Source organism: Streptomyces cavernae (genome assembly GCF_004023625.1).
Classification (GTDB): domain Bacteria; phylum Actinomycetota; class Actinomycetes; order Streptomycetales; family Streptomycetaceae; genus Streptomyces; species Streptomyces cavernae.
The window spans coordinates 83,000-100,755 of record NZ_RPDJ01000028.1; the positions used below are offsets into that span (position 1 = coordinate 83,000).

A 17,756-nucleotide genomic window follows, 5' to 3' on the forward strand; every position below is an offset into this window, starting at 1 on the left:
GGGCCTCTTGACCGGTGACCTTTTCGCTACGGCCTTTTTGGCAGGGGCCCTCTTCGCGGCGGTCGTCTTGGCCGTTGACCTCTTCGCAGGGGGCTTTTTCGCGGCCGCCTTCTTGGCGGGGGTCTTCTTCACAGCGGGCTCCAGGGAGGTTGGGCGGGCAGGCGGGGCAAGGTCGGGTGACGGGGCTGGGCAAAGCGGTCGTCGTCCGGCGTCGTCACGTGGCCCGGGTCCTGTGCTGTCAGGCGAGCGCGGTCGCGATGAGCGCGAGGACAGCGAGGACGACCAGGACGACGGCGGCCAGCGACAGGCGGATGGCACGCCCCAGCCCCAGGAACTTGGGCAGCGCGATCTGAGAGAGGACACGAAGCCGGTCCGCCCGGCGGTCGTCGCTCATCTCGGCGAGGATCTGCTGGGAGTCGCACCTGGCCCAGTAGGGGAAGCTCGCGCGGTCCGCACCGTGCAGACGGGGCAGGACGACGAGCAGCAGCAAGATGGTGGAGGCGGCCAGGGCGAGGACCGCGAGTCCGCCCGCGACGAGGCGCAGCAAGGGGAGATCCTTGTCGGCCGATCCCACCAGGCCCGCGATGACTGCGCCGTTGAAGGCGAGGAGGAAGGAGGTCTTGTTGTCGGTACGGCCGATTTCCGATGCCACGGTGGCGAGCGCGTCTTTGAGGTTCTGGTCGACGAGCGAGGGCTGAGTGCCAGGCTCGGTGGTGGTCGGGGACGGGTTCACCGGGTGGCCTCCGTCGTCTGCCGCGCGGCGGGTGCCGGGGTCGGCACGGGCAGGCCCAGGCGCTGCGCGAGCGCGTGGCGGGCCGCGAAGTCGTGGGCCGGGTCGTGGATGAACTCGGCGACCGTACGGAGACGGCCGCGCAGCGTCCGCAGGTCGTTCTCGACGGAGCGCAGGTCGATGAAGTGGGGTAACGGAGTGGGGTCCGTGGCCTCGGAGCGGCTGGTCATCAGGATTCCTGTAGGGGATTCGGAGTGTGAGCGGGCGGCGGGCGCGGTGTGCCCGCCGCCCGCCGCTCGTGGGGTGTTTGCGTCGCCCGTGCCAGTCGTGGACGGGTGTGGGTGGAGTCGGATGCCGTTGGCGCCGTGGGCGCTTCACCGGCGGTCCGGCGCGCTCAGTGCGTGGCCGCCGCCTCGGCTGTCGGCCTCGTGGCCGTCGAGGAGCTGGGCACGGCGTCGTGGGTGCGGCCGTCGAGCTCGCGGCCGGCGGACTTCCTGCCGACGCGGACGGCGATGGTGTCCTTGTCGAGCATCCAGGTGTGTCGGGTGCGGTCGCCGGGCTCCATCGCGCGCCACGGGCCCGAGCGGAACGTGCGGCTGGGGCCTCGCTCGCGGAGCGAGGCCGAGCTGCGGCCGCCGTGCAGCGGGTCGTCGTAGGCGCGGCCGCCGCCGAATGCCGGGTCGTCGACGACGGAAGCCGTGACGTAGTCGCCGTGCTGGGTGAAGTAGAACGGCACGCTGTGCTGCGCGCACGCGTCGCGGATGTCGCGGGCCCACTGCGGGTGCAGTGGAGGGGCGTTGAGCCCGAACCCGCCTCCGGCGATGACCCAGTGCAGGCGTTCGGTGCGATGCCACTGGTCGCCGTGGCGCACCATGCCGTCGACGACGGCGTCCTCCGGTGCGTCGGCATCCGGGTGGGTGACCTCGCGGCGCTCGATCAGGAATCGGTCCAAGTCGACGGGGCCGGTCAGTGGCTCGCAGACGACGACCCGTTTCTCGGCCGGAGTCTCCAGCAGTGCGGGGATGCGCGTCTTGGCCGTCCACTGGTCGTTGACCGTCACCCCGAGCCAGATGTTCGCCGGCGGCTTCGCGGCGCGGGCCCGCGCGGACTTGGCAGCCGGGCTGGCGTGCAGGCCGTCGTCCGGCGGGCCATCGAACTGGGCGGCGTCCTGCCGCATCCCGGCCTCACGCTTCTGGACGAAGTCGCGCATCCGGACCGCGTGTTCCGTCGGGACGACGAAGGTGATGTGTGGGTTGTCCTCCATCACGTCCAGGACGCGGGTGATGAAGAACTCCGGCACCAGGTGGTGGAAGAGGTGGGGCACGAGGACGCGTCCGGTCTTCTTCCAGCGGTCGGGCTGGTGGACGCGGTCGTCGTGCCAGATGACGTTGTTGCGGCCGTGTCCGGTGCCGATTGTGACCGGATGCCAGGTGCGGTTGGTCGGGGTGGCTGCGGTGTCAGCCATGGATGCCTCCTGTCCAGGTGGGGCGTTGGCTCACGGGGTTGAGCTCCTGATGTCCCGAGCGCAAGGACGCCCTCCCCGGCCGGGGAGGGCGTCGGATGCGTGTCGGGCGGACCGTGCGTGGCCCGCGAAGCTGCCGGCGGGCGGCGTGCGAGGCCGAACGAAGGGGCTGGTCAGTCCGCGGCCATCGGCAGGACGTAGTAGTAGAAGGTCGTGTGGTCGTAGTCGCTGCGCTGTACGGCGAAGACGTCGGGCCGGTCCAGGGCCAGCTGCTGGAGCTCGGCCTCGATCCACTCGTTGCTGCGCTGGAGGGTGAGGCGGTGGACGTCGAAGTAGCTGACCATGATCTGGACCTTGTCGGCCGTGCGCCGCCAACTCAGCGTCAACTTGCGTAACTGTTCGCGGGCGGTGGCGTCGTCCGGGCAGTCCGGGAGGGCGCGGGACACCGCCCGGCACTTGGTGGCGTGCTCGGTGGCGATCCGGTTCGCGTCGCTCAGATTCAGCCCGCTGACGACGCCGCGGTCCGGGTCCTGCGCGACGCTGAAGTGGCAGCCGAGGCAGGCGACGACGTGGTAGCCGCTGTCGCTGGTGGAGTAGACGAGGACGATCGCGCTCTTCGCCTGGTTCCAGTGCCGCTCGACGACGGTGACGCCTTCGGGCATCCATGTCTTGCCGAGCTCCGGCCGGGGCTCGAGGTCCGGGGGTTCGACGGGCGCCGTGCGGGCGCGGTTGAAGAACGCGAGGACCATGAGTTTGGCTCCTTGTCGAGGTGGGGTGACAGCACGCGGCAGCCCGGTGGGGACTGAGGCGGCTGCCCCGGCGGGGTCGTTCAGGGGGTGCGGCGGGCGGCCGTGCAACGGCTGCACAGGAAGCGGCACTCCGCGCTGAAGGGATCGGTGGTGCACGCGCCGAGTTCGGTGAGTGCGCCGCACTCGGCGCAGGTCGGGCCGAGCAATTTGCGGAGTTCCTCCACGTGGCCGGCGAGGTCGGCGCGCTCGTCGGGGAGCAACTCGGCGATGATGAGCTGAGCGGCTTCGAGGTTCCCGGCGCGTACGGCGGCCAGGGCCGCGTTCCCCGCGGCCTGCGGGGCGGTCGTCGCGGCGTCGACGTCGTGGACTGTGCCGTTCTCGGGCATGTCCGCGGCCGTGGTCATGGAGAGCGGGGTGTCGGTGGCGACCGTCATGCGTCGTCCCCGGCGGCGTCCGCGTGCTCCTCGACGAGCGTGGCGTAGGTGGAGTCGTCACCCGCCACGAGGCGGACCACCTTGGAGAGCTTGATCCAGCCCTCGGCTCGTCCGGCGTGGTACGGGCAGGGCTGCTCCAACGCCTCGCAGGCGGAGCACAGTTCGGGGTCGGGGTGATGCTGGGGCAGCCCGTCCTTGAGCTGCTGGACGCGGTCGCGCAACTCCACGTATCCGCTGATGAGTGCCTCGACAGCGTCCGCGGCGTCACCGTCGATTCCTGCGAGGATGCGCTGACCGTCGCGCGCAGAGTCGAGTACGTACGTCTCGTTGCCCGTGCCGATGATCATGGTCGATGAAGTCCCTTCCGGACAGGGTGTCCGGCGCCCCTACGTCCGTGTCGGCCGGGGCCGGGGCGGACGACAGGGGCGGCCGGCAGGCGGGGTGGAGGGCAGCGGCGCGTTGGCTGGTCCGGCTCCCTGCCCGCCCCCGGCCCCCGTGGCGGGCCGAAGGGCGGACAGGCAGACGTCAGTTCTTCGACGGCGGCACGTACGGGAGGACGTACGGCAGGTACTGGGGCTGCTGCTGCGGGGTGTGGATCTCCGTGCGGACCTCGACCTCGGGCGGGGGCGGCGCCTCGTTGTGCACGTCGACGTGGACGAACGAGAGCGGCGGCAGACGCAGTCCGCGCAGCGCCAGGACGGACAGCGCGGCCCAGACCAGGAACGCGACTCCGGTAGCGATCGGACGGCCGGGCCCGGGAGTCTCGACCCACACCATGATCACGGTGGCCGCGCCCATCACCGTCCAGGTGAAACGGGCGGGGCCGTTGTGGAGGAAGCCGAGGAGTAAGGAGCCGAAGCCGATGACCTTCCAGATGCTGTACGTGGTGGCGGCGGTGATGGGGAGCGCCTGCGTGTGCGTGGTCAGGTAGCGGCGTACGGGGTCGTCGACGGTGGCGCGCACCTCGTCGACCATCTCGGTCCAGCCGGGCACATGGGGCATGAGGCGGCTCAGCAGCAAGGCGCCGAGGAGGGTGGCGATGGCGCTGAAGGCCACGTGGCGGACGGCTTCCTGCCGCCACAGCTGCGCCAGGTTCCTCACGGACTGGCTCCACCGGCGGCTCATCCAGCCGAGGACCTCATTGACGGGGTTCCACCGGGGCGCATGCTCGTGGCCGTTCCCGGCGGCGGAGTTGGTGGTCATCGTGTGTGTCCCTCTCTTCACGGGGCGCTCAGCGGCGCGGAATCAGGTGGTCGTGAGGTCGGTGCGGACGTAGCGCTGCAGTTCGGCGTCCCAGCGGGCGTGGGTGAACAGCCGGTTGAAGTCCTCGATGGCGTCCTTGGTGCCGGCGGGGCACGGAATGAGACCGAGTTCGGGGTCCTCGACGAGCCACCAGTCACACTCACGGCATTCAGCGGCTCCGACGAAGTCGCCGCTCCAGCGGCTTGTACAGGCGCCGTCGTGGTCGCATACCAAGCGCTGACGGCCGGTGTCCGGACAGTGCGCCTGGTCGCAGCCGTCTTCGTGGAGTTCGCCGGGCGCGGCGGCGCAGTCGGGGCAGTTGAACGGCCGGGGGTCGTGGTCAGCCATGGACCAGTTCCCCGGCCACGACGGTGTTCTTGGAGACGAGAAGTCCGGGGCGGCCGAGGGGCAGCTCGGTGACCGCCCAGCCGTGTTCGCGCAACAGATCGGCATAGGTAGCGACGAAGACGTACTCCTCGGCCTCGACCTCGGCGAAGGACCGGCCGTTGAAGACGCTCGGGAACGGGGCGCGGTGGCAGACGCGAGTCTGTCCAGTGCCGGGTGCGCCAGGGGAGCACAGAAATCCTGCCGTCGCGACGGCGCCAGTCGTATCGAATGTTGCTGCCGGGTGGCGGGTCAGGAGGAGCGCGGCCACGGCCGCGGTCTCGTCCTCGGACGGATCCGTGGTGTCCATGTGAATCCTCATCCAGTCGATGGGGCTGTTCCGGCTCCCTGCCCGCCCCCGGCCCCCGTGGCGGGGTTCGGGAGTGGACAGGCAAACGTCAGCGCGCGTCGTGAGCTGGTGGTTTCCGGCGGGCTGGGTTACTGCTTGCCGTCGGTGATCTCGTTGTTGGTCCGCCCGAACCCACGGGTGTTGGTGTGCAGTTCGGTGTGCTGCACGTAGACCGTGCCGGAGTACTGGTTGACCGTGTGGTCGGGCATCTCGGAGGCCACGTCGCGGAAGGCCCGTCCGATCATGCGGGCGGCGGCGCCGAGCGCGATGAACAGGCCGGAGGCACTCAGGCCGGCGATCGTGAGCTGCGTGGGGCTCATGCTGGACAGCCGCCACAGGACCAGGGAGATCGCGCCGCCGACCGGGAGCGAGCCCCAGGAGTAGACGATCACGAGGACCGCGTGGTCGGTGGCCCTCTGGGACATGGGGGGTCGTCCGTGCGGGTCGAACGGCACGGTGCCCGCGGTGGGCGGGGTCGGCAGGGCGGTGGGGGTGGGAGCGGCGGCTCTGGTGGTCGTGGGGACGCTGCTGCTGTACCAGTTGGCCAGCATGCGCGCCTCATCAAACGCTTCCTGAGCCGTCTGGCCCCGCCCACGGCCTGCGAGGTAGTCGGCCATGTCGTGTCACTCCTTACTGGTGGGCCGAGGGTGTGCACACAGGAGAGGCGGCCCGCATCGAGCGGGCCGCCTCTCGTGTCCGGCGGGGTCTACTTGGAGGAGACGTTGTTGACGGTGTCGCTGAAGCCCTTGGCTCCGTTGCCGAACATCTCCTGGACCTTCTCGACGCCGTCCGCGCCGAGGGGCGTCATCATCACGAGGATCCAGAAGACCGAGACGACGGCGACCTCTCGCTTGCGGAAGCTGCTGTCCTTCTTCATCCAGATGCCGATGCCGATGGCGACGAGCAGCGCGAGACCTGAAACGGTCAGTTCCATGGTTGATCTCCAACTTTCGTGAAGGGGGAAGGGGTGGGGGTCAGGCGTCGAGGCGGTCGACGGTGTGCCAGTCGCGGTCGATCTGGGTGAGCTTCCCGAGCCGCTCCAGCCGCTTCGTGGCGTTGGCGACGTTGGGCGGCTTCAGGTCGGTGACCTTGGCAATCTCGCCGTTGCGGCGGGCTCCGCGGTCGACGGCGTGCCAGACGAGCTCGGAGCGGCTGGGCGGGACCAGGTCGTCGAGGTCGTCGTCTTCGACGTCCATGTCCGCGACGGCCTGGAGGGCCGGGGCGGGGGCGAGGTCGACGACGGTGGTGCTCTTGCCGCGCTTTTCGTTCTCCTGCTGGACCAGGTCGCGCAGGAATGCCTCTTCCTCGCCGGCGTCCATGTGCCGGTACTCGTCCCGTCGGAGGTAGGCGATGCCCGCGGGGCTCATGTCGGCTATCGCGTCGGCTTCGGGGTTGGTGAGGGTCGGGCGGGGCAGTTCGCGGGCGATGCGCACCGGGTTGGGGTGGAACATCATGCGGGACTGGGTGTACTGGTCGGAGCCGTCGGCGATGTAGCCCAGGCCGCCGGTTCCTGATCCGTCGGGGAACGTCTCCGGGATCGGCTCCAGCCGGAACTTCGGGGTCCTGGATCCGAGCGACATGATGTCGACGTCCGCGCGTGCGGTGCGGAACAAGGCGATGTTGCCGGACTGGAGCATGTCGCGGATGGCGTTGGCGTGCTTGTTGGTTCCGATGGAGTCGAGGTTGGGGATCTGGACGTAGACCCGGGCGCCGATTCCGGCGGACCTGGTCTGGCGGCCGAGGTTGGACACGCTGGCAAGCAGCGGGTTGACGTGGTCCTTGGCCGGGTCCATCACCATCTCGTTGAACTCGTCCGCGGTGAACTGCATGGGAGCGAACGGTTCGCCGGGGACGAAGAAGGAGCGGCCGTCCATGACGTAGCCGTCGGCGTCCTGCCACTGCATCTTCATCTGCGTCGAGAAGCGGAACTTGCCGACGTCGACGGCGGCCTGGCCCATGAGCATGGCGCCGTAGTGGCTCTTGACCATCCAGTCGAGCACGTGGGTCCAGGAGGCGAAGCCGGCGCCGTACTTGCCGTCGGCCAGCCACCCGACGATCCCGTTGATCATCTGGGCGATCAGGAGGGTCTCCTCCAGCGAGCTCTTGCCGGAGCCGGTGGTGCCGGAGGAGAACGAGTGCACGGCGGACATGCCCTGCTGGCCGGTGAGCCCGAACTTCCCCTCGTTGGGGATCATCAGGCGCCAGCGGGCGGGGTCGCCGTAGATGTCCTTGCCGACCGTGACGTAGCCGCGGTCGTCCATGACCAGGGCCTGCGGGTCCAGCGGGACGCCGTCCTGGAGCGGGTTGATGCTCATTTCGTTGACTTCGACGCGCCTGGCGTCGATCACCCGCAGGTGCAGGTGGGAGACGGCATCCTCGCCGTCCATGTCCAGCGCCTGGGCGATGGCGAGCGGCTGTACGTCGGCGACCGAGGAGCCCCTGCGCGGCATCAGCAGCTTGAAGCGCCGGCCGAACTCGGTCTCCTCGGCGTCGTACAGCTCGCTGCCGTGGTAGGGGGTGTACTCCTCCCACACGGCGGCGAGGTCGTCCATGTCCAGGTCGGAGGTCCTGGTCCGCAGTCGGACGGAGAGCTTGGCGCGGGAGGCGGCCATGTCGTCGGGCCGGTAGATGTTGACCGCCCGCGGCGGGACATCGAACGCGATCGAGACCTCGTCCTGGCCGACGCCGAGGGCGGGCTTGGCGGTGGTGGAGACGATGATCGCGGTCAGCCTGTCCTCGTCCAGGTGGACGTCGGTGAGTTTGGACGCGGCCAGCGGACCCTGGTCGCAGGCGATCCACTCAGCCCACCGGGCCAGGTACCAGTCGACGCCGGCCGGGTCCCCGGCCGCCGCGGGCGTCCCCCGGTCGGGCAGGTCCCACACCCGCGCGCCCCAGGTCGCCGCTGTGGAGGCGACGAGGAGGCGGGCCCACCAGGGCACGTCGATGTAGCCGGAGGCGGGGATCACCGCCAGAGGGCCGGCGCGCAGCGCCATCTCCGTCGGGCTGTAGCGGCGCCACCAGCCGCGCTCCCAGTCGGGCAGCGCCTTGGCCCAGATGACGCGCAGCGCCGCGGCCCGTGTGCGGTAGGCGTCGGCTTTCGCCGCACGGACCAGCGCGGCACGGTCCTCCCGGTGCCGCCACCCGTCGGCGATCCCGATGGTGGGCACGAGCAGGCCTTCGGCGCCGACGGCCGGCCCGTATGTGTGGTCCAGTCCCAGGCGGCGGCGCATCCGGCGGACCCGGCGCCGGTAGCCGCGCCGGCTGCTGCGGACCATCCACTCCCAGGGCTCACCCTGCCCGGGCAGGCAGCGCCACGGGCCGGGGTTCATACCGAGCGCGGCCCAGCCGGCCGCGACCCCGGTGGAGCCGAGGGTGGTGAGCAGCAGCGGGTCACCGGACAGCCAGCCGGAGGCGATGCCGAGTCCGGAGCCGACGTACAGGCCCGGGTTGTGCATCCGGGCCATCTGCGCGCGCAGTCCGGTCAGCTCCTGGGGAGCGGTCTCTTCCGTCTCTTCCTTGATCGGTGTGGTCGTGGCCATCCGGTTCTTCTCCGTTTTCAGCGAAGACGAAGGGCGGGACCGCGGATTGCGGTCCCGCCCTTCGAGGTGGGGTGGTGTCTGGTGCCTAGCGGGGCTGGATGAAGCTCGCCTGGGCCATCTGCACGCTGTGGGTGCGGTTGGCGTCCCTCATCCGGCCGTGCTCCGCTTCGGTCGCCTGCGACAGGCCCTGGGCGTTGGCCTGCAGGGAGTCGGCGCGGCCGACGATGCCGGCGACGTCGGTCGCCATGGCCTCCGACAGCGTGAAGACCTCCATGTAGGCGGAGGTGGTCGGCACGTCGACGGTCAACTTGGTCATCGCGTCGGACATGTACTTCGCCGAGTCAGCGCGGTCGTGGTAGCGCTTCTCCAGCCGCTCGACGGCCCTCTTGGTCATAGCGGCCCGGACCCCGTACGCCGTCGCCCTGGCCAGGATGGCGGCGACGGTGACGAACGAGGCAACAGCCTTGCCTACGCTGCTCATGGTCAGGCTCCCTTCGTCTCGTAGATCTCGGTGTGTGCGGAGGTGTCCTCGGAGTCGACCGCGTCGCTGACGTACGCCTCGCGTTCGGCGACCTTCTCCATGTCCAGGGCGATGTCGTAGTAGACGCCCTGACCCGCGAGCAGCAGCGCCTTGGCCTTCACCACGGCCTCGTCCTGGGCGATCGTGTTCGCCTTCAGGTTGTCGAGGTGGGTGCCCATCCCCTGGTAGTCCTCCTTGCAGCGGGTGACCCAGGCCTGGAGGGACTGTCCGAAGCCCGTCGCCTCCATCTCCGCGAGGAGTTTGTCGCCGCGCCCGACTTCCCGGTCGGCGCGGTCTTTGATCCGGTCGCAGACCTGCTGGTCCTCCTTGCACATCAGGGACAGCTCGTCGCTCTCCTCCGCGACAGACTCGTACGTCACCTCTGCTGCCATACGACCAACTCCTTCACCGGCGGCAGCCGGTTCGCTGTTCCTCATCCGTCCCGACGCGGCGCCTTCGGGCTCCGCCTCCGGGCTTTCGGGTTCGGCAGCCGGGCTTTCGGGCCCGGCAGCCGAGTCTTCGGGTGCCACCGCGGCGGCTTCCGGCTCGGCCGGGGCCGGCGCGGGTTCCGTTTCGGCTGCGCCGGAGGGCTCCTCGGGGCCCTTCGGGTCCGCGGAGTCCTTGGCTTCGGCGGCGGCGGGCTCGGGTTCGGCCGCCGCTTCCTTGGTTTCGGGCCCGTCCGCAGCCTCCTCGGGAGCCGGTGAGGCCTCCGGGGCTGGAGCCGCAGGCTCCTTCACCGGCGCCTCTGCGGCCCCATCTGGCGGCGTTTCAGGGCCTGTTGAGGCCTCCGGGGTCCCCGGGGAGCCATCGCCGCCTGCGGGAGGCTCTGTGGCCCCCTCAGGCGGCTTCACGGTGCCGTCCGGCTCCGGAGCCTCGGTCGCCTCCTTCGGCCTCTCCAGGGAGACGCCCTTCTTGCCGTCGCCGCTGTCGGTGCCCGCCGTCGGCGGGCCCGCCGGCATCGGCGGAACATCCGGCGCGTGGGTGGGCGGCAGTGGCACGAGCACCGGGGCCGGATCGTCATGGCCCCCGGCCCTGCGGCGCTTGCGGTACTCGCGCAGCGCGCCCCGGCCGGTGTCCGCAGCCCAGCCGACGCCCTGCGCGGCCCACCCTCCGGCACGGCGGCCCACCGGGGTCGCCAGCCGCTCGACGCGGGTGTGGCCGCGGTAGCCCGAGCGGAACGCCTCCGGCAGCGTGAGCACCGGATCGCGCTCCGAGGCCGGCGGTTCCTTCCAGGGCGAGACGCCTGCCTTGCGGTCGGCCGGCGCAGAGACCCCGTGCTTGTCGGCGATCTTCTGCACGGCCTTCTCGTGCCGCGTCCGCTCCTTCAGGATTTCCCGCTGCGCCGGGGACAGCCCGACCTTTGCCTGCTCGCTCTGCGCGCCCGCCGTGTACACGAGCCATGCGCAAGCGAGAAGCAGCAATTCCATCGCTTTCCCCTCACGGTCTGCGACCGGGGGAGTGAACGCCTGCCCTCGTGCGCGTACGTACGCGTGTAGGGGCGGGTCGAGTTCATCTCTCCCCCGGGTGAATGAATGGGTGAACGATCACCGTGTGTGACGAACAGTGATCTGCTGGAGGGTGTCGCTCACGTCGCGCCAGGCGCGGTTGGCGACCACCGGATCGACCCTCTGCAGCACGCCGCGCAGCCGGTCCAGCCGCTTGGTCGCGCCCTCCTTGGGCGATCGTTTGTCGGCCCGTTTGATCTCGTTGGTCCAGTACTCGGATCCGCGCGCCGAGTGGCGGTCGGTGGTCCGCTGAAGGATGTCGACGACCTCGCGCCAGACGCGGTCGGCGACCGCCGGCTCGGCCTCCTTCAGCAGTCCGCGCAGGCGGTCCAGCCGCCTGGTCGCACCCTCTTTCGGCGACCGTCCATCCGCCCGTCTTATCTGCTTTGTCCAGAACGCGGTGCCGCCCACGTCGTCGTGATCCTCCGTTCGATCGCTGGGTCAAAGAGGGTCAAAACGGCCGGGCGGCTCGCAGAATGCGATGCCCGATCACCCGGCCGCTGTTTGTGCTGGTCACCCCCCGATTCACCTTCCTGACGGGCAGGTTGGGTGAGAGGGTGGGACCCGGCGCTTCGGCGCCTTCACCGTGTCCCCGAGGTGTTGACGTCATCTCGGGGGCCGGTGGAACCGTCGAAGCAGTTCGTGCAGGTCGCTACGCGGCGGCGTACCCGCTGGCGAGGAGTTCGGCGGCCTCCTGGCGGTACTTCGAGGCGGTGTCGGTGGAGGACACGGCCGTCTCGCGCTGGATGTCGGCCAGCAGCACCTGGTCGGCGTTTCCACCTGCGGCGATGACCATCCGGGCGACCTTGCGGACCGCACGCTCGCGCGGCGAGAGCCTCGCGTCGTCCTCGATTTCGATCGCGCGCCGCTCAACTTCGGCGGCGGCGAGCCGCGTTTCGGCGGCGGCCTTCGCGGCTTCGGCCGCGCGCTGCCCGGCCTCCTCCGTGTTGGCCCGGGCGGTCGCCGTACGCCCTTCCTCTTCCGCCGCCAGCCGGTCAGCTTCGACGGTGCGGCGGCGCGTTTCGGCAGCGTTCAACTCCGCTTCGGCGGCGGCCTGGTCGGCTTCGTTCTTACGCTGGCGGGCCTCGGCGATGGTCGCCGTCTCGATCGCCTGAGCCTCCGCCGCGGCGACCCGGTCGGCCTCCTCCGTGGCCCTCCGCTTCTCGGCGGCCTGCTCCTCCAGTTCGGCCGCGCGCAGGTCGGCGGCGGCCTTCGCCTCACGCGCCTCGGACTCCTGGAGCTCCGCCTCCGCCTGCCGGGCCCGGGCCTCGAGGATGACGGCGGTCTCCAGCTCCTGCTCCTCCCGCTGGGCGGCCCGCTCAGCGGCGCTGACCTGGGCACGAGCGTGTGCGCGGGCCTGGCCCGTCTCGCCCTCCACCCGGGCGCGGGTGGCTTCGAGCTCGCCGTCGGCCTCCAGACGCCGGCCCTCGGCCTGCTTCTGCTCGATCTCCCGGCGGGTGGCCGCCTCCAGACGCCGGCTCTCGGCTTCCTCCGCCCGCTTCTCCGCCTCGCGTTCCTGCTGCTCAGGAAGGGCGAGCGCCTCGGAGACGGTGTAGCCGTAGGCAGCCATCTTCATCGGCAGCCGCTCGTCCTCGGTCGCCTTGCTCAAGTCGCCCTTGTGCTTGCGCTTGAGCCACTGCTCGTAGGCGATGAGCTCCTGCTCGCGCCGGACCATCTCCGGGTAGCTGGTGACCCCGTTCAGCCTCATCCGGCGGTAGAACTTCGGGGTGGCGAGCGGAGAGAGGATGAAGCGGTGCAGCGGGATCCGGTCGGTCGCGGTTCCCGCCTCCAGCCTGGCCTTTTGGATGATCAGGCGGCGGGCGGCCTCCACCCCGACCACGAAGAGGACCGGCATGATGCCGTGCGAGGCGGCCTTGACCAGATCGGCGGCGATCTGCCCCTGTGAGCTGGCGTTGAACCAGATCGTCGCGCCCGTCATGCAGTGCGCGGCCAGCCGCAGCAGCGGCCACGGGGTGCCCTTGCGGATCAGATAGAGGTCCAGCGCGAGGAACGCGATGATCGACGCGTCCACACCGACCGGGAACCAGGGAGCGAGCCGTTCGCTGAACCCCCAGCTCAGGGCCACCTTTGCCAAGGTGCTGTAGGACATGGCGAAGCCGATGGCGCCGACCACCGTGCCGCCGACCGCGGCAACGAAGGACAGGGCGGTCATCAGGCGGTCGCGTTTGGGCTTGATCGGCTTCCGCTCTTCCGCGCCCGAAACGGTCCCGCGTGCATCCGAAACGAAATCGGCTGCCTCCGAAGCGGGTGTCGGCGAGTGCGAAACGGGAGTCTCGTGTGCCGCCTTCTGCGGCACTTCGGTGATCGTCATGATGGCCTCCGGAAGGGGCGGTTCAGGGTGTGCTCGAAACGGTGAGGGCCGCTCCCGAAACGGCAGTCGCCGGAGCCGAAACGAGCTCCGGGGCGCCGACGCGCCCCCGAAACTGGGCTATGGCGAGAGGTCATCCCGCCCGGGACGGGCGAGGGTTCCGGGGAGCGTCGGCAGGCGGGTGCGAAACAGCCCGCAGTTTTTGGAGAGCGGGCACGAAACTCAGGCTTCGGCGGCGAGCTGCACACCGAGCGGGCACGAAAGGGTCGTGGCGGGGACAGCAGAACGGTCGGCCTCCCACGGGGGAGGCCGACCGTGGAGCGCGGGATCGGGGGATCGTCCCTGCAACTCCCTGCCGTCCCCGTCCAGTTGGTCGGCGGGGGCGACAGGCAACACAGGGAAGCAGGTCAGTTCTGGCTGTCCGGGCGCTGCTCAGTGGGCCGGTCGGTGCCGAAGAACTGCCGGAGTAACGGCTGCTTCGGGTTGGCGACCAGGACCATCGCAGCGCCGACGACCAGGACCAGGCCGAGGACAAGGGCGAGCACGATCGGCATGACGAAACCCTTCGTGGTCGGGATAGGGAAGCCGGGTCCGGTACGGGGGGATGGTCGTACCGGACCCGGCGGCACGAGGCCGGCCTCCCACGGGGGAGGCCGGCCGTGGAGCACGGGATCGGGGGAAATCCCTGCTGCTCCCTGTCGTTCCCGGCAACTCGGATCGCCGGGAACGACAGGCAACTCAGGGGAGGGGCCTGCGGGTGGTCACCCGGCCCGCCATAGGCCGTCCTTGCCGCGGATGTAGCGCACCATCGAGAAGGTCGGGCCGAGTTCGTTCTCGCCCCTCACCTCGATCGTGGTGACATCGCCGCTGGTACCCAGGCCCACAGTGCCGCCGAGCCGCATGGCCCGGCGGCGCAGCTGGTCGTTGGTGAGCCCGTCGTTGTTGACCTCAGCCCAGTACCGCTGCTCGGGTGTGGGGGTGTGCTCGGCGGACCGGAGGCTGCCGAAGAGCTGCAGGAAGAACGGCTGCTTCGGGTTGGCGGCCAGGACGAGCGCGGGGCCGCCGACCAGCACCAGGACGAGGAGGAGCGCGATCGGCATGGCAGATGCCCTTCCGTGGTCGGATCTCCGTGAAGTCGCGATCAGAGGAGTGCCGCCCAGGTCGAGGCGTACTCGTCGATTTCGGCCTCGGTGACCGAGAGCTTCACCGCGGCGGCCCTGAGGTTCGAGCAGAGCTGGAGGAAGGCCTCGGGCGGCTCGACGTCCTTGAGGCGCATCGCCGCGCACCGGCCGGTGGCCATGGCCGCGAGCAGCCGGGCGTGATGCCGGTGTGCGTCGGCGTCCAGGCCGTGCTCATCCTCGGTGCCCGTCGGGTACAACTGGCTGTCCGGGATCGGCCAGCTCACGACCGTGACGAGGGCGGGCTCGGTGGCGGCCATGCTCGTGATGGCGCAGTCGCGCCGGGCGGCCTGCTCGGTACCGAACGCCGCGATCGGCCGGCCCTGGTGGAGCAGCAGGTGCACCTGGCTGCGGTCCGGCCACGGCACCTGCACAGGCAGCGGGTACAGCGAGTACGGCATCGGCCCGGGCAACTCGGAGCAGCTGCGGTCCTGGCACCAGCCCTCCGGGGGAGCGCCGTCGGCATGGGCCTGGCGCACAGCAGTCTCGCTCCAGCGGTGCACGGAACGGATCTGCCCCTGGTGGACGTAGACGTGCACGTAGGGAAGGTCTTCGCTCTCCCCGCTCTCGGCCCCGGCCGGAGGTGACTCCGGTTCGACGGAGGCGGTGGGGGACGTGCTGTACGGCTCTCCGCTGTGCAGCCGCTTCACATCGAGACCGAGGCCCTGGGCGTGGCGGACGAGCGAGGCGGCGATGTCGATGATGGCATCGCGCTGCAGGGCGTCCGGCTGGGTGAGCGTCGCCGCGATCTCGGCACCGGCCTGCCGGGCGTCCTCCAGGTCCTCGGCCGTGCGCGCGGCGTCGTCCTTCCCGCTCTGCGCGATCCTCAACTTCCTGCGGAGGTCGGCGAGTTCGGTTTCGAGGCCGGGAATCCTCTCGGCCTCGGTCACCGCATCCTGGAGACGACGGTGGGTGCTGCGCGTGATGACACGGAGCATGTGCTCCCCCTTATAGCTGTGGCCGTGCCGTCCGGGCTGTCCGGCTCTCTTCGACCCCGTCCGTGCCGGCGCCGGGCCGGGACGGACGGGGGAGGCAGCCGTCAGACCGACGGGTGGTCCGCAGGAGCGTCGGTGCAGTCGCGTTCAGGAGCCAGGGCGAACCGGTGCATCGCCGCGGCCGCGCTGGTCTTCCCCCTGCCGGCCGTGCCGCCGAGGAGCACCTTGGTGTCCGCGAAGTGGATGGGGAGCGGAGCCATCTGCCCGCCGACCGAGCCCTGGAGGGCGAGCTTGTCCGTGGGCCGGTGCGGGGCGATGACCCGTCCGTCGGGCAGCAGTTCGCCGGTGTCCTCGAAGAGAAGGAGCCCGTTGCACAGCAGGCTCCATCCCTGCTCCGGGTGGCCGGAGGTGACGCGGGCGGCCTCGCGATCGGGGCTGCCGGCGGACGGGCAGGGCGGCGTGTGGTTGCACGGGGTGTTCGCGACCATCGGGATCTCCCTGGGGATCTCGGAGGGGTGTGGGTGGTCCGGGAGAGGCCGCGCCATTGGTCTGGTGCGGCCTGGTCCCTGCGTTCTCCGCCGCCACCGGGCCAACGAGGGGCTGGTCCGGTGGCGCCCGGGCAGCGCAGGGCTGCAGGTGGCGGGACGGTCAGGCGCTGGCCTGTCGGGCGCGGTTCCGGGCGGCGCGGCGCCTCATGGCCCGACGCTCGTCCTCGCTCAGGCCACCCCAGACGCCGGCTTCCTGTCGGGACTCGACCGCCCACTGCAGGCACTGGTCCATGACCGGGCAGCGACGGCACACGGCCTTCGCCTCCTCGATCTGCAGGAGCGCCGGGCCGGTGTTACCAATCGGGAAGAACAGCTCGGGGTCTTCGTCCCGGCACACCGCGTTGTGACGCCAGTCCATGTGATTCCTCCGTGAAATCGATGGGCGTGCCAGCCAACAGGACGGCCAGCACCAGAAGTTGGGGGTCTTGCTGAGCCCGCTCGGGCGGATGGGGGGCGGGCGCGAGGTGATCTCCGGCCCCGTCGGGCGCGAGGGCAACGCCGGAGGGGGCTGACCTTCCGCGCGCCCGCCCACCCGTACAGCGGCGGTGCTACTCAGCTCGGCTGACGAGGCACCTGATCATCTTTGCGAAGGACGGCTCCGTCGACGGCTCGACCGACCAGCGGTCGGTGAGCGCCTCGAGGATGCCCAGGCCCCGGCCCGACTCCGCCTCAGCACTGTCCAGCGCGGCATCCCCGCGGTTCGGCTGCCCTGAGACGGTGTCGTGGACGATCACCTCGATACCCGGCGAGCCGACCGGTGCGGCGTGCACCTCGACGACCAGCGGAACCGCCTCGCGCGACGTACTCGCCCGAACCGCGTTGCCCATCAGCTCGGACACCACCAGCTCGGCGGACTCGGCAAGGCCCTGGTCGGTGCCGTACGTCGCAGGCACCGAGCGAGTCAGCGCGCGGACACCGCTGACGGCCTCACGGGACGCCGTCAGGTCAGCGCGGAAGCCACGCTCGTACTCGTGCACCACCAGGTCCGGCACCGGATCGGGAAGAGACGGCCTCGCGTCCACGGCCACGGCGTGCAGGGTGCCGGTGCCGTAGACGGTGGCGGTCACCGCCTCCCGCCCCTCTGGTCGTTCTCCTTGGCGCGGCGCAGCGCCTCGTCCTCCTGGCTCGGGTTCCCGTCCCCCTGCGCACTGATCGGCCCGGGGGATGTCATCATGTTCTCCAACAAGGTCGTGTTCCTCTCGCGATGAACGACAAGCGACCGACAACGGCCCCGGGATGCACCCCGGGGCCGTTCTCGTTTTTCGGTTTTCTCGGGCTGGGGTGGCCTTCCCTGGCGGAGGCCACCCCAGCAGGGCTGCTGACCTGAAGAGATCCTGCTGCCCCCTGCCATCGCCGCACGTCACACAGGCGGCGATCACAGGTAACACAGGAGTCGCACGGTGCGCGGAGATCAGATGAGGAGGCTCTCGCGGCGCCGGTACCGGTCCAACGCCAGCCCGAAGTGGTACAGGATCGGCTCGCCCGCCTCGCAGTACTGCTCGTTCTGGCAGGCCACGCAGGAATCCACGTGCTTGCCGGCGACCCGGATGCAGGCCAAGTAGTCGAGGACCACCTGTTCCTCGACCGTCGGAACCGACGTGAGAGTCAGCTCCAGCCGCTCGACCGTGACGTCCTCGGCCAGGTCCTCGAAAGCCTCAGCGGACAGCCGCTCGGCCAGCGCGTCTTTCTCGATCGGATCCTTGAGCGTCGTCTTGCCGGTCGCCCTACGAAAGGTGGTCCATTCGGAGTCCTTGGCCATGGAGCCCGGGAGCTCAAACAGCTCCTTCATCGGCGTCGGGAAGCTGACGCCGAGATCGAAGTCGTACGTACCGGGTTCGACGATTTCCATGAA

At 70.4% G+C, this 17,756-nt stretch carries 22 protein-coding genes and 1 pseudogene; all 23 read right to left on the reverse strand.

What is annotated here, in order from left to right:
* Positions 1–238 precede the first annotated feature (238 nt).
* A complete protein-coding gene (locus EF387_RS33010) occupies positions 239–733 on the reverse strand; it encodes a Pycsar system effector family protein (RefSeq protein WP_128380336.1) in 495 nt (164 codons plus the stop codon).
* Positions 730–960: a hypothetical protein gene (locus EF387_RS33015; RefSeq protein ID WP_128380337.1), complete on the reverse strand. Its 231-nt coding sequence runs from the start codon at positions 958–960 to the stop codon at positions 730–732. The genes EF387_RS33010 and EF387_RS33015 overlap by 4 nt, the downstream gene beginning before the upstream one ends.
* Before the next feature lie 164 nt (positions 961–1,124).
* Positions 1,125–2,195 (reverse strand): DUF5131 family protein, encoded by a 1,071-nt coding sequence (locus tag EF387_RS33020; RefSeq protein ID WP_128380338.1) that lies wholly within the window; start codon positions 2,193–2,195, stop codon positions 1,125–1,127.
* Positions 2,196–2,365: 170 nt separating this feature from the next.
* The gene (locus EF387_RS33025) at positions 2,366–2,941 is read right to left on the reverse strand and encodes a hypothetical protein (RefSeq protein WP_128380339.1); all 576 of its coding nucleotides are present in this window, start codon (positions 2,939–2,941) and stop codon (positions 2,366–2,368) included.
* An 80-nt stretch (positions 2,942–3,021) separates the two neighbouring features.
* Positions 3,022–3,375, reverse strand: coding sequence for a hypothetical protein (locus EF387_RS33030; RefSeq protein WP_128380340.1), 354 nt, complete (start codon positions 3,373–3,375; stop codon positions 3,022–3,024).
* Positions 3,372–3,722 carry a hypothetical protein gene (locus EF387_RS33035; protein ID WP_128380341.1) on the reverse strand — a complete coding sequence of 117 codons (351 nt, stop codon included), beginning with the start codon at positions 3,720–3,722 and terminating at the stop codon, positions 3,372–3,374. Before EF387_RS33035 ends, EF387_RS33030 begins: the two co-directional genes overlap by 4 nt.
* A gap of 178 nt (positions 3,723–3,900) precedes the next feature.
* Entirely contained in the window at positions 3,901–4,578 is a 678-nt protein-coding gene (locus EF387_RS33040; RefSeq protein WP_128380342.1) for a hypothetical protein, read from the reverse strand.
* 42 nt (positions 4,579–4,620) lie between these two features.
* A complete protein-coding gene (locus EF387_RS33045) occupies positions 4,621–4,965 on the reverse strand; it encodes a hypothetical protein (RefSeq protein WP_128380343.1) in 345 nt (114 codons plus the stop codon).
* A complete protein-coding gene (locus tag EF387_RS33050) occupies positions 4,958–5,311 on the reverse strand; it encodes a hypothetical protein (protein WP_128380344.1) in 354 nt (117 codons plus the stop codon). Before EF387_RS33050 ends, EF387_RS33045 begins: the two co-directional genes overlap by 8 nt.
* A 128-nt stretch (positions 5,312–5,439) precedes the next feature.
* Positions 5,440–5,967: a hypothetical protein gene (locus EF387_RS33055; protein WP_202918442.1), complete on the reverse strand. Its 528-nt coding sequence runs from the start codon at positions 5,965–5,967 to the stop codon at positions 5,440–5,442.
* Positions 5,968–6,056: 89 nt separating this feature from the next.
* Positions 6,057–6,284: a hypothetical protein gene (locus EF387_RS33060; RefSeq protein ID WP_128380345.1), complete on the reverse strand. Its 228-nt coding sequence runs from the start codon at positions 6,282–6,284 to the stop codon at positions 6,057–6,059.
* Positions 6,285–6,324: 40 nt separating this feature from the next.
* Entirely contained in the window at positions 6,325–8,889 is a 2,565-nt protein-coding gene (locus EF387_RS33065; protein WP_128380346.1) for a hypothetical protein, read from the reverse strand.
* An 85-nt stretch (positions 8,890–8,974) separates the two neighbouring features.
* Positions 8,975–9,370 carry a hypothetical protein gene (locus tag EF387_RS33070; RefSeq protein WP_128380347.1) on the reverse strand — a complete coding sequence of 132 codons (396 nt, stop codon included), beginning with the start codon at positions 9,368–9,370 and terminating at the stop codon, positions 8,975–8,977.
* Positions 9,371–9,372: 2 nt separating this feature from the next.
* Positions 9,373–10,836, reverse strand: a complete 1,464-nt coding sequence (locus tag EF387_RS33075; protein WP_128380348.1) for a hypothetical protein — start codon at positions 10,834–10,836, stop codon at positions 9,373–9,375.
* A 117-nt stretch (positions 10,837–10,953) separates the two neighbouring features.
* Positions 10,954–11,325, reverse strand: coding sequence for a hypothetical protein (locus tag EF387_RS33080; RefSeq protein ID WP_128380349.1), 372 nt, complete (start codon positions 11,323–11,325; stop codon positions 10,954–10,956).
* 241 nt (positions 11,326–11,566) lie between these two features.
* Positions 11,567–13,246 (reverse strand): DUF2637 domain-containing protein, encoded by a 1,680-nt coding sequence (locus EF387_RS33085; protein WP_128380350.1) that lies wholly within the window; start codon positions 13,244–13,246, stop codon positions 11,567–11,569.
* A 404-nt stretch (positions 13,247–13,650) separates the two neighbouring features.
* Positions 13,651–13,797: a hypothetical protein gene (locus tag EF387_RS46805; protein WP_155589796.1), complete on the reverse strand. Its 147-nt coding sequence runs from the start codon at positions 13,795–13,797 to the stop codon at positions 13,651–13,653.
* A gap of 207 nt (positions 13,798–14,004) precedes the next feature.
* The gene (locus EF387_RS33090) at positions 14,005–14,343 is read right to left on the reverse strand and encodes a hypothetical protein (protein WP_128380351.1); all 339 of its coding nucleotides are present in this window, start codon (positions 14,341–14,343) and stop codon (positions 14,005–14,007) included.
* A 41-nt stretch (positions 14,344–14,384) separates the two neighbouring features.
* Positions 14,385–15,359: a hypothetical protein gene (locus EF387_RS33095; RefSeq protein ID WP_128380352.1), complete on the reverse strand. Its 975-nt coding sequence runs from the start codon at positions 15,357–15,359 to the stop codon at positions 14,385–14,387.
* 299 nt (positions 15,360–15,658) lie between these two features.
* A pseudogene (locus EF387_RS49785) lies at positions 15,659–15,844 on the reverse strand (DUF5999 family protein); the annotation flags it as partial.
* A gap of 160 nt (positions 15,845–16,004) precedes the next feature.
* The gene (locus EF387_RS33105) at positions 16,005–16,262 is read right to left on the reverse strand and encodes a WhiB family transcriptional regulator (RefSeq protein ID WP_128380354.1); all 258 of its coding nucleotides are present in this window, start codon (positions 16,260–16,262) and stop codon (positions 16,005–16,007) included.
* A gap of 190 nt (positions 16,263–16,452) precedes the next feature.
* The gene (locus tag EF387_RS47160) at positions 16,453–16,971 is read right to left on the reverse strand and encodes an ATP-binding protein (RefSeq protein ID WP_162467248.1); all 519 of its coding nucleotides are present in this window, start codon (positions 16,969–16,971) and stop codon (positions 16,453–16,455) included.
* A gap of 344 nt (positions 16,972–17,315) precedes the next feature.
* Positions 17,316–17,753 (reverse strand): hypothetical protein, encoded by a 438-nt coding sequence (locus tag EF387_RS47165; RefSeq protein WP_162467249.1) that lies wholly within the window; start codon positions 17,751–17,753, stop codon positions 17,316–17,318.
* Positions 17,754–17,756: the final 3 nt, after the last annotated feature.